The 13,026-nt window shown below is 57.5% G+C and carries 3 protein-coding genes and 3 pseudogenes; 2 read left to right on the plus strand and 4 right to left on the minus strand.

Features of this window, described 5'->3' with window-relative positions; translation table 11 throughout:
- A pseudogene (locus WB371_RS07780) lies at positions 1-111 on the plus strand (integrase); the annotation flags it as partial.
- Positions 112-158: 47 nt separating this feature from the next.
- On the opposite strand, the pseudogene WB371_RS07785 reads toward WB371_RS07780, so the two are convergent.
- Positions 159-728: pseudogene (locus WB371_RS07785) on the minus strand (DUF6862 domain-containing protein); the annotation flags it as partial.
- Between the two features lie 183 nt (positions 729-911).
- Here WB371_RS07785 and WB371_RS07790 point away from each other — a divergent pair.
- A pseudogene (locus tag WB371_RS07790) lies at positions 912-1,031 on the plus strand (SymE family type I addiction module toxin); the annotation flags it as partial.
- A gap of 41 nt (positions 1,032-1,072) precedes the next feature.
- Here WB371_RS07790 and imm45 read toward each other — a convergent pair.
- The 3 genes from imm45 to WB371_RS07805 are packed head-to-tail and all read right to left on the minus strand — an operon-like array spanning position 1,073 to position 12,813.
- Positions 1,073-1,384, minus strand: coding sequence for an Imm45 family immunity protein (gene imm45 / locus WB371_RS07795; protein ID WP_336219511.1), 312 nt, complete (start codon positions 1,382-1,384; stop codon positions 1,073-1,075).
- Positions 1,384-11,145 (minus strand): hemagglutinin repeat-containing protein, encoded by a 9,762-nt coding sequence (locus WB371_RS07800; RefSeq protein ID WP_336219512.1) that lies wholly within the window; start codon positions 11,143-11,145, stop codon positions 1,384-1,386. The genes imm45 and WB371_RS07800 overlap by 1 nt, the downstream gene beginning before the upstream one ends.
- 12 nt (positions 11,146-11,157) lie before the next feature.
- The gene (locus tag WB371_RS07805; protein WP_336219852.1) at positions 11,158-12,813 is read right to left on the minus strand and encodes a ShlB/FhaC/HecB family hemolysin secretion/activation protein; all 1,656 of its coding nucleotides are present in this window, start codon (positions 12,811-12,813) and stop codon (positions 11,158-11,160) included.
- Between the last annotated feature and the right edge of the window lie 213 nt (positions 12,814-13,026).

Raw genomic sequence — 13,026 nt, forward strand, 5'->3', positions numbered from 1 at the left:
GTGTCAGAATATAACTGTGAACGCCCTCATCAATCACTGAACAATATGACGCCGGAGGAATATCGGCAACACAATCATTTGGCCGGGATCTCAAAAAATGCCTGGAACTAAAACGGGTCTATTTACATGCCCTGCTCCCATAATCTCTCATAATAACTTTTGCTGAATTTCATTCCATCGACAGCATAAAAATCACCATCAAAGGATATCTTTTTCCCAACACCAAGGTAGCTTAATTTATTTGATGCAGCTTGCCCTATAAGAGGAGTTATCGAAGCTGCAATGATCTCCAGGCCCTGCTTCGTTTCGGTGTAGCTTTCTGCGGTCTGACGATCCACCCCTTGGGTGACCATGAAATAGGTAATCATGGCGTCTTTCACCTGCTGCTGATTCTGTGCATCAACACTGGTGATATTCAACAGGTTTACTATCTGACCATAAGCATCCGCATATTGTTGGCTTACCTTCGAGTTATACGGCCCGGTTTCATACTCACCTTTAGCCGCGATGACTTCCAGTCTCGCACTCGCGCAAGCCGCACTGCCTGCCGCACCATTTCCGCAGGCCTCGATCACCTTCTGGTCGCTGGCGATATCCTTTTCACGCAGTTCATTGATTTTCTGCTGTGCTTTCTCACGCTCTGTCGGGTCGTTGCTGTTGAGTTTGAGCTTCGCTAACTCAAGCTCTGTCTTCTCTGACACGCTCAGGTAGTTATTCTCAACAACAACTCTCTCTGAGGCGGATTCAGCAGCCTACGAAGAGTTTTTCCAGCACACTAAGCAGGTTAGAAGTACTTTCCCCACTGTATTTTGATGGAAAGGCACCAGTGCCCCGATACGCGGTTTTGCTCCCCGATTTCCATTTCTCTGTGCTATTAAAGAGCATGCTCTCAAAGGACTACGAACTATTCCTGCCACCCCAGTATGCATTTGAACAGTAACTGGCTGGAAGAGGCTGGATTCAGCACCAACACCCCGGTCACGGTCAGTGTGGAGCCGCGAAGGCTGGTGAGCGAGCCGGTTAAGGGTTGACTGTAAAAAAGGTCCCGGCGCGATTTAACCGGGATCTTTGTTTATTCAATGGGCGTTGCTACATATTCATCAAGGATATGAACATTTTCAACATGACAGTCAGGATAAATCCATTTAGCCCAATTGGTAATAACCCATTCTGTACTTAATGCTCTACCTTCGGTTGACGCACTTTCGATGGGTAAAGATATCAAAATCAAGCCAGCTTTATGACCAGAAGATACAACTAAACCATGAGTTTCAAATAAATCTATGACCATAAAATCAACCCATTCTTCATATGGCCAAACAGCAGGTAACCTAAAGACAGTTCCTCGTTTAATGGATTTGTTTTTATAATCAATAAGTTTCATTATTTCACCTTAAGATCATGACCACCTGACTTATCTATGCTGTTAGGGATTTTTTGCATAGAGAAATCAACTTCGCCCAAATGCTTACCTTTCGGGCTAACAGCCTCAAATCGCCCATGCTGAGTATCAAGCGCATATAAATTTCCATCAACTCCGCGATAGACATCTCGATTATTTAGTTTGGTCAACCTATTGTCTTTCACCATGCCTTGTTCAACGATAACTTTATTAACTGTTTCTTTTACAATAGCTACTCGTTCTCCTGGTGGAAGCTTGGACAGGCTCGCTTCGAAAGCACCAACAGTATTCCCAGTAGCAATTTTTACAGTTGGATCAACCAATTTTCCAGCATTTGGTAATTTCTTACCGGGCAATATAATCCCGGCCAGTAACCCACCTGTCGCTTCCAGCGCAGCCTGATTTCCGCCAGCCGCCTGTTTAACCGTATCCGCTATCGCCGACCAGGTTTCACTCTTCATCAGCGCAGTAACGGTATCCGCCACCGCCTGATTCTTCCCGGCAAGGTCGCTCATCGCTTTGCTGCAGTAACTGTCGCCCACTGCACAGGAAGCCAGCGTCATCGCCGCATCAGCAGCATAATCCGCTGAGCCTAGTGCTGCATCACCGGTATCAGCGAGGGCATTGATAATACCGTTCGCGATGGAAGAGGTTGTACCGTCACCCAGCTTTTCCCTGACCTGATTTTTCAGGGATTCAGCAGCCTGTTTTGCCGCTTCGCGGGCACGATCACCACTGAGCGAGTTATTCTCAACCGCATTCTTACCGCTCTGCGCGCCTGTAGCCGCTGACGCGGTACTGTCACCGGCAATGCCGCCTGCCATCCCTGCAGATATTGTTGCCAGGGTGCTTATCGTCTGTTTCTGCTCTTCGCTGAGCTCAGACTGCTTCACACCCGGATACAACATTCCGGCAATCGCTCTGGCGGCCAGTTCTCCCGTTGCAGCACCTGCTGCACCGGCAGCAACATTGTTTCCCTGCATTGCCGCGACCGCGCCGCCCAGAATTGCATGGGCGATGGCGTTTACTGCCGGATTACCCTCTGTGGATTTCAACAGATGAGCCAGCTCCGGTGCCGAAGCTCCCGCCAGTGCTGCGCCAACGTCACCGCCAGCCAGCCCCTGAAGCGCTGCTGTCGCGGCCTGAATACCCCGCTGGATATCGCTGCCGGTACCGTACTTCGCCATTTCATCCTTGTAGGCCTGAGAATTGCGTAACTCTGCAAGGTAATTCTGACGCTCTAGTTCAGTTGCATTCTCCGGAAGCGTGGCTTTAGAATCACTTTTGGCTTTCTCCAGCGCATTCAGCTCACCCATTGTGCGGGCGATATCCGCCACCTGGTTGCCGATGTCGCTAATCATCCCGATTTCTTTCAGGCGGTTCTGCTCCTTCTCCTTGTCAAAAATCGGGCTGATGCTGTCGTTGGCATGCTCCGTGTCGCGGCTCAGGTTCGCCACGTCCTGCTTCTGGTTAGCCTTGTCGCGGATGGTGATGGTGCCGTCTGCGACAGCCGCCTGCGTGGTGCCTTCCGCGTGGCCGCTGTTACCCGCCACCGAAATCATCCCGCCCGGCATGTTGCCCTCAAACTTATCGCCAAAGCTGCCGCCACCGCTGAGGCTGATGCCCGAGTGCCGGGTCTTGAAGTCGGCTTCGTTGTGGATATCCGTGAAGCCGAGCGTTCCGGTATCGAGGCTGTTTTTGTCCGCCGTGGCGGTGGAGGCGATAACTGCGCCATTGAGCTGCGTATGGTTGCCGACGCTGATATCGAAGCCGCCGTCACCGGCAAACATCCCGGTCTGCCCGGACACGGAGTCGAAGCGGCTCTTCATCTTGTCCTGACTGGCGCTGATGTAACCTGAGCCGCTCATAGAACCAAAGGTGAAGCTGCCGCCAGCGGCTACGCTGTTCTGTTTGCTGTCGTAGTCATTGTTATCCTGCTGGCTGCTCATCAGCAGGTCACGCCCCACGTCTGCGGTAATTTTATCGCCACTGACCTGCGCACCGTTCAGTACCGTATCGCGGCCACTGTTGATGGTGACGGTTTTCCCGCTGTCGATGGTGGTTTCAGTCCATTCGGTGCCGTTGCCTTTCTCGTTACCTTTTGAGGCGTTGACGTTGGCAAAGATGCTGATGCCGGCTCCGCTGCCACCGGCACCAATGCTGACCCCCACGCCGCCACCACTGCTGCTGTTCTTACCGGTGGTTTTTTGCGTGTTTGCAGCACCAAGGAGCAGAACATCATTCGCGGCATCCAGAGTTGTGTTGCCGCCAGCCTTAAGCTGACTTCCGGCAATCACAATATCCCCACTGTTGACGTCCTTGTTTTTACCGGTCGCGATAACCGACAGGTTATTCCCGGCATTGAGCGTGCTGCCGGATACCGTGTCACTCTCTGAATGCTGTTGTGATTTTGATTTCTGGGTAGTGAGCGACAGGCTGACACCCATCGCATTCGGATCACCGGTTGCGGAAGCCATTGCCGCTGCCTGTCCGGCCTGGACACCAGATAACGCTGTTTTAGTGGCCTGCAGTGCCCTGAGACGACGGTCACTTGTCTCTTTCGTCTCCTGCGCATTAGTGACAGCATTATTGATGGTGCTGCCCACTGTGCCGGAGAGGGCAACAGTCAGCCCGCTTTTCTTCTGCTCAAATGTCTCGTCCACAGTACGACGATCATGACCCGGGTCAATCACCACACTGTCACCGGTAATGCTGATATCCCGGTTCGCAATCACATCCGAACCGCTGATATGCGCCTGGTTACCCGCGATGATGCTGACGTTACCGCCCGTACTACCCACCGTGGAGGCGCTCTGGCTCTGGGTCGTTCCGGCCTCACGACGGTCATGGGTGGTTTTACTGCTACCGATGGTGAAGCCGATACCGCCTGTACCCATCAGGCCGGATTTTTTCACTTCCTTAAAGCGCCATGAAGTATCGGTGTTGGTGGCGGCGGATATATCCACATTATTACCCGCGCTGAGCGCCACATCACTGTCCGCCACCACATCAGAACCTTTCACGGCCAGGTTGTTACCGGCGTTTACCGTGACGCTGTTTCCAGACAACAGTGACCCGGCTTCACGGGTGGCGCTGTCTTCCTCAATCTTGTGCGTGGTTTTCTTGCTGAGGAAGCCACCACTTTTCTTCTTCGTCTCTTCGTAGTGATAATCGCTTTCTGTGGCGGTGGTCAGTGTAACGTCGCGCCCGGCGTTCAGCGCAATATCACCGGTTGTGGTCACGGATGAGGCCACCGATGAGATATCCCGTCCTGCGGTGATGGTAGTGTTGCCACCGCTGGCGATTTCCGTTCCCTGCTGGCGGACAGACTCGTTAATCTCTTTTTTGTTTTTTGAGATGTAGCTGTTGCCTTCGTTGCTGGCCTCGGCCATCAGGTTCACGTCACGGCCCGCCTGCAGGGCGACGTTGTTTTCCGCCGCAATCCCGGCAGCCTGACTGTTCACATCGCGCCCGGCGGCAAAGGTGAGGTTATCTCCGGCTGTCACCGTGGAGACTGCCGCATGGCTTTCGTGACTTTCTGATTTACCGTTACGACTGTTGTGGCTTTCCCGGGCCGTGTTCAGGTTAAGGTCGTTGCCCGCAGAGAGCAGGGCGCTGTTACCGGCAGATAGGGATGAGGCGGTAACATTCAGGTTATTGTCTGCCGTCATCAGCAGATTTCCGCCCGCGCTGACGGTACTGCCTTGATGAGTGGTGCGACTGTTGCTGGCTTCATACCGCCACCCGTGGCGGCTGTCGCTCTCACTTATCTGCCTGGAGGTAACGTTGATATCATTACCCGCAAACATCCCCAGTGAACCACCGGCGGTGATATTCGCGCCGGCAATGTTGATATCCTTTCCGGCATCCAGTGAGAGCGAGTCTGTAGCCTTAATGGTCGCCACGGTACCGGTGTCGGTACCGGTGAGTTGAGTTTGCCCGGCATTCACATCCCACTGTTGTGTGCGTGTGAGGTTATTGATACTGCCACCGATACTCTCCAGTGCCACCGTTTTACCGCTAATGGCTGAGCCGATGTTGTTAATATCCCCGATAGCGTTCAGGTCCAGACTGCCGCCGGCATTAATGAGTCCCGCGTTCAGGTTGCTGAGGCTATTGCTGCTGTCGATGGCCAACCCCTTCTGCGCGATGAGCGAGCTGCCGCTGTTGGTCACGCTGCCGCCTGCCAGCTGCACGTTGTTGCCGCTGATTACACTGCCGCTCTGCACCGTCACGTCTTTCGGCGACAGGTACACTTTCGGCACCATCACCGTCTGGCCGTTGATGGTTGCAGCTTCCCACCACAGGATGCTGTGGTCGAGGACCGCCACCTGGTCGGCGGTCAGCGCCACGCCAAACTTCAGGCCGAGCGCGCTCTGCGCCGCGGCGGCGTTGTCCATCAGGTAGCGCATCTGGTCGAGGTCGGAGCCCAGGCCATTGATGTAGCGCGTCCCGGTCTGGTTCAGGACATAGTTCGACACATAACGGGTATCAAACGCCGCATCGCCGAGGAAGCGATAGTCCTTGTCCGGGTTCAGGCTGAGGCGGTCCAGCATGTACGATGAACCTAGGAACTGATTTTTGTCCGTGTACTGGCTGCCCGTCTCGCGCGGGGCCACCCCCGGGTTCATGCCGAGCAGCTTGTACAGATCGCCAAACAGCGTAGGGTCTAGTTGACCAAGGCCGTCCAGTTTCGGGTTAACGGTGATGAGATATGGGCTGTCCGGATCGGTCGACTGTACGAAGTAGCCGTTGTTGCCGGAAGGCAGCGGGTAGTTGACGTCTATACCGCCCGGAGCCAGCCCGGTGCCGCCGCCGATGGCCTGGCTGGCGGTAGTGTCTTTCCAGTCCGGGCCAGTGATGGCCAGGGTTCCCGCGCCCGCCAGCGCCTGCTGGCTCGCGCCTCCGCCAATGCTTTGCACCGAAGGCGTGTTCAGGCTCGGGGCAACGATGGTGTTGCTGATGTGGCCCGCGTTGGCGGTGCTGTTGGTGTTGCTGATGTCCTGGCTGAAGTTCGCCGAGACGTTGCCGCCCGCCTGGATGACTGCCCTGACTGTCTGACCAGAGTTATCCGTTTCCAGCTCGCGTCCACTCAACACATAGCTGATCCCTCCAGACCCGACACTCGTCGCCGTATAAACAAGATATTCGGTCTGTGAGCCTGCCTGATAGCTCTGGTTGTTGAGGATTGTTCCTTTAAGGGCAATATCGCCACCAGCAAGCATTACGCTCCCGGTGTTCTCAAGCTGATCTGCCTGAACAGACATTCCAGCCCCGGATGCAATGCGCCCTGCCGCTGCTGCGCCACTGACATCTACCTCGGTCCGGTTTATCGCAAATCGTAGGGTCTTGCCTGCCTCATTCAGCTTGTAGCTTGTTTTAAAGAAGGGGTCATCCATAGTGCAGGCACCCGGATACATCGGAAAACTATTACAACTACCCACAAAAACACTGGTTCGGGTTTTAACGATGGAATAACTTCCAGCTGGTGCCTGAGCGAGCGTGAGAGAAAAATCGTCCTGACCAACATAATCTGGATTGTCGAGTTCTACCGTGTTTGTCGATGAAGAGACACTATCCCGCGTATTCAACAAATGCCCGGTCCTGATCGTGATATCGCCGTTCGTCGTCTCAATATTCCCGGAGGTGTTGATCACCTCGGCGTTCGCCGCGCCGCTGGCGTCCCGCTGCATCACCAGATTGTTACCCGCCAGGATGTCGCCGTGCAGGTTCTGGATGCTGTTGGCAAACAGCGACAGATTATTGCCCGCATACAGCAGGGCGGTGTTGATGATGGACCCGGTGGCGGTTAACGCCAGGCTGCCTGCCGTGCCGGTGAAGCCGTCGAGGGTGATATTGCCCTGGCTGGTGAGACTCACATCGCCGCCCGCCTGCAGCGAACCGCTGGCGTTCATCGCAATCTGGCTGCCGCTGAGCGTGGTGGTGCCGCTGCCTGCGGTCAGCTGGCCGTTGTTGGTCAACCGGCCTGCGGCGCTCAGCGTGATACCGTTGCCCTGCAGGGTGTTCGCGTTGGTGATATCGCCCTGGCTGCTGATGGTCAGCTGCTTGTTCGCCGCGATAACGCCCTCGGTGGTATAGCCGTTGGTGAGCTTCAGCGTCAGGTTGCCGAGCGCCACCAGCTGGCCTGCGCCGCTCAGCGAGACCAACCCGGCGAGCATATCGCCGCCGCTGAACGCCTTCCCGCCCGCATTGTTAAGGCTGTTGCCTTTGATGGTCAGGCCCTGGTTACCCAGCAGCGTGCCGCCGTTGGTGACGTTCTGCGCGTTGACGTTCAGCTGTGAAGCCTGGAAGGTGCCGCCGTTGTCCAGGCTGTTGCCGGTGAGCGTCGCCTGGTTCGCCGCCATCACGGTGCCGCTGCTGGCAAGCTTTGCCACGTTCAGCACCAGGTTGGTGGCCTGCAGCCAGCCGCTGCCGAGGTAGTCCGGCGTGGTCAACGTCAGGTCGCCACCGGAGAGAATGTTCCCGCCGTTGCGGGCCTGGGTTGCCGCGCTGAGCGTGGTATTGCCATTGCCCTGGATAGTGCCGTCGTTGGTCAGCACCGGCGCGGTAAGGCTCAGCGCGTTCTGGCTGAGCAGCACGCCGCTGGCTTGGTTGGTCAGGGCGTTCAGCAGGGAGAGCGTGAGGTTGCTGTCGCCCTGCACGCGCCCGCCGTTGGTGAGCGAGCTGGCGCTGAGGCGGGTGTCCGCCCCCTGCAGCTGCCCGCCGTTGCTGATGTCTTTCGCATTCACGCTGAGCAGGCCGCCGCTCAGCATTTTCCCCTGCTGCTGCAGGTCGCCGTTGAGCGCCACGTTCATGCCGTTAACGCCGCTGATTTCCCCGCCGTTGCTGAGCGAATCGCCCTTCATGTCCAGCGTGCTGGCGCTGATCAGGCCCTGGTTGCTCAGCGCTTTGCCGCTCACGCGGGCCTCGCCGAGGGCGGTGATTTTGCTGCCGGTGATGGCTGTTACGTCCCCGCTTAGGGTCAGGGCTAAATCGAGCGCGCTCTGAATGGCACCGCTGTTGGTTAGGTTGCTGCCGTCCAGGGTGATGTTCTGCCCCTGCAGGCGGCCGCCGTTGGTCACGTCTGCGGCACTCAACGTCAGCGCTTTCTGGCTCAGCAGGTCGCCGCCGTTGGTCAGGGCCCCGGTGCTGTTCAGCGTCAGGCCGTTGAGGCCAATCATCGAGCCCTGGTTGTCGATGCTGTTCTGGCGCAGCCGGAGGGTGTCGCCCTGAAGCCTGCCGTCGCTGGTGAAGGTGGTGCCGGTGAGCGACAGGTCGCCCGCCGAAAGGATGCTGCCGTGGTTGGTCAGCGTGGGCGCGGTCAGGCCGAAGTCGCCCTGGCTCATCAGCTCGCCGTTGTTCAGCAGGGAGCTGCCCAGCGTGGCGTTCAGGTTGCCGGTGGCCAGCACGGAGCCGCCGTGGGTCCAGCCATCTGCCTGAGCGGTGATGTTGCGCCCCTGCGTGGTTCCGGCGGTGTGCAGCGTGTTCCCACTCACGGAGAGATCGCCCGCCGTCAGCCAGCGCCCGCTGGCCCCCTGCGAAAGCGTGTCCCCGGCAAGCGCCAGCGCCCCGGTGCCCTGCAGCAGGCCGTCGCCGCTCAGCGTGGTGGCTTTGACGTCCAGCTCGTCCGCGATGATTTTGCCTGCGTTACCGAGCGAGCCTGAGTTCAGCTTCAGGCTGCCGTCGCTGGTGATAAGCCCGCCGTTGCGGATGTCCGGGATGTCCAGCGCCAGGTTCGCCGCGCTGTAGAGTGTGCCGGTCTGCTGGTTGTCCAGCATTTGGGTGCCGATCAGCAGGGCGCTGTCGCCCTGCATCAGCCCGCCGTTGGTCAGACGCTGTGACTGCGTGTTCAGGGTGGAAGCCACCAGCACGCCGCTGTTGGTCAGCTCCGGCGCGTTCAGGCTGAGCGATGTCGCGCTGCTTTTCCCGCTGTGGGTCAGCTTCTCGCGGGCGTTCACCGTCATGGCCTTCTGTGCCGCCTGCGTACCTGCCAGCGTCGCTTCCCGCGCGCTCAGGCTAAGCGTATTGCCGCTTTGCAGCTGGGCGGTGGAGGCGGTGCTGAGCCTGTCGCCCTGGAATTGCAGATCGCCGCCCGCGCTGGTTTCTCCGTCGAGCGTGGCCGTGGTGGCGTTCAGCGCCATAGTGGCGTCGCTGTGGGTTACCGAGTTTTTACCGGAGGTCAGGGATTGAGCCGCCACCGTCAGCCCTTTGCCGCCGGAGAGCGTGCCGTTCTGCGTGACGTCCCCGGCATTCAGGATGAGCGCATCGTCGCTCACCAGCGAGCCGGTGTTGTTGAGCTTCCCGCTGGCGGTGATGTCTGCCTTACCCTTCGCGCCGGCGCTGCCGCTTTGGGTAAAATCTTTGGCGTTAACGCTCAGGCTGCCGCCGCTCACCAGCGTTCCGCTGTTGCTGAGGGTGGTGCTGCCCACGCTCAGGGAGCTGCCCTGCACGGAGCCGCTGTTGTTCAGCGTGTCGGCCTTCAGCCGGGTGCTGCTCTGCGCCAGCAGCCTGCCGTCCTGCGTCAGGGTCGTGGCGCTGGCGGCCAGGTTCTGCCCGGCGGTTAGCTGGCCCTGCGTGTTCAGCGTATCGCGGGCGTTCGCCGTGATGTCGCGCGCGGCGTTAATCTTGCTGGCGGCATCCTGGCTGATGTTCTGCGCGCTGAGCGTCGCATCGCGCCCGGCGGTCAGCTTCTCGTTGGCGTGGGCGATCGTGCCGTCGGCGTTCAGCGCCAGGTCGCCGTCGCTGTTCAGAGAGCCATTGCTCAGGGCGATATCGCCCTGGCTGCTGAGCGTGATGTTGCCGCTGGCTTTGTGATCGCCCGTCAAGGCGAGGCTCTCCCCCTTGGCCGTCAGCGCCCCGCTGGCGAGGCTGTTGTGCACGGTAAGCCTGCCGTTCGCGTCCAGAGAAATATCGCCCTGGCGCGCGTTCAGATCGCCGAGGTTCACCCCGACGCCCTTCTCGCTGGAGACCAGATGAATGCGGTTGGCGTACATCCCGCCCAGTGCGCCGGTATCAATGGCGACTTTCGGCACCTCGCCTTCATCTTTCAGCGCACTGACACGACCGTCTGCAGTGACGCGGTTAGCCCCGGCAATCACCGTCAGGTCTTTCGCGTGCAGCGCGGCGTTCACTTCCGTTGCGCGGGCAATGATGGACACGGCATCCGACTGGCTGCCGTCCAGACCTGCGCCATTGATGGTGATGGAGCCTTTCGTGACCTCCAGCGCCTGCAGACTGCCGTCGGCGTTCATCACCGGTTTACCCGTGGTGAGTGTCGCCTGAGGAGTGTTGATAAAGCCGCAACCGTTACAGGTAATGCCGTAAGGGTTGGCAACCATCACGTTCGCCGCTTTGCCCGCCACTTCGGTATAACCCTGAAGCTGTGAACGGTTAGCGCCGGTGACTTCGTTGATAATGCCTTTCGCTTCCTGTCCGGCTTTCAGGTTCGGGTTACTCTGAATGAGCCCGCCCAGTTGCGTCTGGTTCAGCTTACCGGTGGCGTTATTGAGGATTAACCCCTCTTTACCGACGTTGTAGTCGTTGTATTTGTTATGCGAGATCCCCGCTCCGTTGGGCGTGGCGATATTCACCACCGGTACGCCGTTACCCGCCTTGTCCATGTGTGTGTTGCCGGTGGGGGTGATGGTCGCTGCCACCGCGGGCAGCAGCGGTTGCGTTGCCAGCAGAGTGCTCAGCAGCCAGCTCAATGCACGCTGAGAAAAACGGGTCTGATTGTTATCCATCGTTTTTGTCCCTTAAAACGCCACCGCCATGCGGTAATAAATAATGAGATGATCCGGAGCCAGCCAGTCCGGGTATTTCACGGGCGTTCCCACGGTAAACTGTGTCGAGAACCAGCGGTTCGCGCTGGTCAGCCCGACTACCGCCCCCCACAGCGTGCCGCTGGCGTACGGATCCTGGTCGTCGTGTTTCAGCCAGCCGCCGTCCAGCGCCGCCATCGCACTGATTTGCCCCATCCACGGCAGGGTAAACAGCGAGTAATTCAGCTCATTACGCAGATAACCGCCATTGTTGCCGGAGAGGTACTGTTCTTTAAAACCGCGGACGGAGCTTTCTCCACCCAGTGTGAGCTGTTCGGCGCCGTAAAGCCGGTCCGGTGACCACTGAAAGTAAACGCTGCTGAGCCACCAGAGATCGGCCGCGACGGGTCGCTGGAAGCTGCCGTTAAGGCTCCACTTGCGGAACTCCGCTTTCGGCACATCGCCATATTTGTCGTGATCGTCTTCCGCGCCCAGCCACGGTACGCCGTGGGTAAAAGACGGGTTGAGGGTCGCCACACCGCCGAACATTTTTTGCGTGTGATTAATGCCGAGCATCACGCTGGAGAGCTTGCGGCTGCTGGATTCCAGCAGCACGTCATCAAGATAATTGCGACTGATGCGGTGCGTTATGCCGGTGGTAAGACCGGTTTTGATATCGCCGTTGCGAAACACCACCCACGAGCCGGTAAGCCGGTGCGTTTCGCTGTCGCCGCTTGAGCGCCACGGCCAGCCGTTGTTATCAATGGTGTTGAGGTAATTGCTCCAGCTGTAGCTGTAATCGAGCAGACCGTAGCCATACGGCACGCTGACACCCGCGGCAAAATTCTGCGCATCATGCGAGTTTGAAAAATCGCTGCTGCGCCCACCGCTGATAAACCATTTATCCGCCAGCCCAAGCAGGTTATTGCCGGTTAGTGCGCCACTGAACTGGCCGGTGCCGGTGCTTTTCTGTCCGCTGTTATCAAAGCTTACCGAACCGCTAAGCGGAAATTCCGGGGCTGCGGTGAGATTGACAATCGACCAGCCCTGTTTGTCGCCCGGCTGGATTTCAATCTCCACCGGCACCTGCCGCACACGGTTTAATTGCTCCATACCCTGCTCGATGTCGCGCAGGTTAAGGATTTTTCCTTCCAGACCAGGGAACATCATGGCGAGCGTCCGCTGCGGTACACCTTCCAGGCGGATTTGCTGTAACCGGCCTTCCAGTACCGTGAGGGTCAGCACGCCGGAGGAGAGGTCCTGTTCGGTCAGAAACGCGCGGCTGGTGATATATCCCCGGCTGATATACCAGTCGGAGACGGCGTTAGTGACCTGCGTCAGCCGGGTCATATCCAGGCACTGGTTCAGCCAGGGGGCGGTCAGTTTTGTCGCCGCAGAGGTCGACAGTTTCGTTGCCCCCTCAAGGTCGATCCTGGCAATTGTAAAACAGGGACCTTCTGATCCAGATGGAATGGCAGGTGTAGCTGGCGTTGGAAGAGGGATGCTGCGCTCCAGATCTTCACGCTGGCGCTGGTTTTCATTCAGTAACTGTTGTTGTTGCTGCTGAATGATATTGCGATCGGCGGGTGACAATGGCGCAGCCAGAACGGCTGTCACGGGAAACAGCATCAGCCCCGCCAGTAAAACCATCCTGATTTCATCCCTGCCTTTCACCAATGCCTCCGGTAAATAGTCCTTTCATATTGAGGTATCAAAAAACACTCAATTTTTATAAAAAAACACAAAATGTAATAAAAAGTAAAGAAAATGCATCGCGGCCATGAATAATTCCCTGTCATTTTAAGAATTTTTCTATTTAATTTGAGCAAAAACACTGCTCAAGGGATAACTACAAAGATGAAT

The sequence above is a fragment of the Citrobacter amalonaticus genome (genome assembly GCF_037053465.1).
GTDB classification, from domain to species: Bacteria; Pseudomonadota; Gammaproteobacteria; order Enterobacterales; family Enterobacteriaceae; genus Citrobacter_A; species Citrobacter_A amalonaticus_H.

Bases quoted from the DNA above. Each gene is read 5' to 3' on its own strand.
- imm45 (WP_336219511.1), bottom strand. From the start codon at position 1,384: ATGAAACTTATTGATTATAAAAACAAATCCATTAAACGAGGAACTGTC.
- WB371_RS07800 (WP_336219512.1), bottom strand. From the start codon at position 11,145: ATGGATAACAATCAGACCCGTTTTTCTCAGCGTGCATTGAGCTGGCTG.
- WB371_RS07805 (WP_336219852.1), bottom strand. From the start codon at position 12,813: ATGGTTTTACTGGCGGGGCTGATGCTGTTTCCCGTGACAGCCGTTCTG.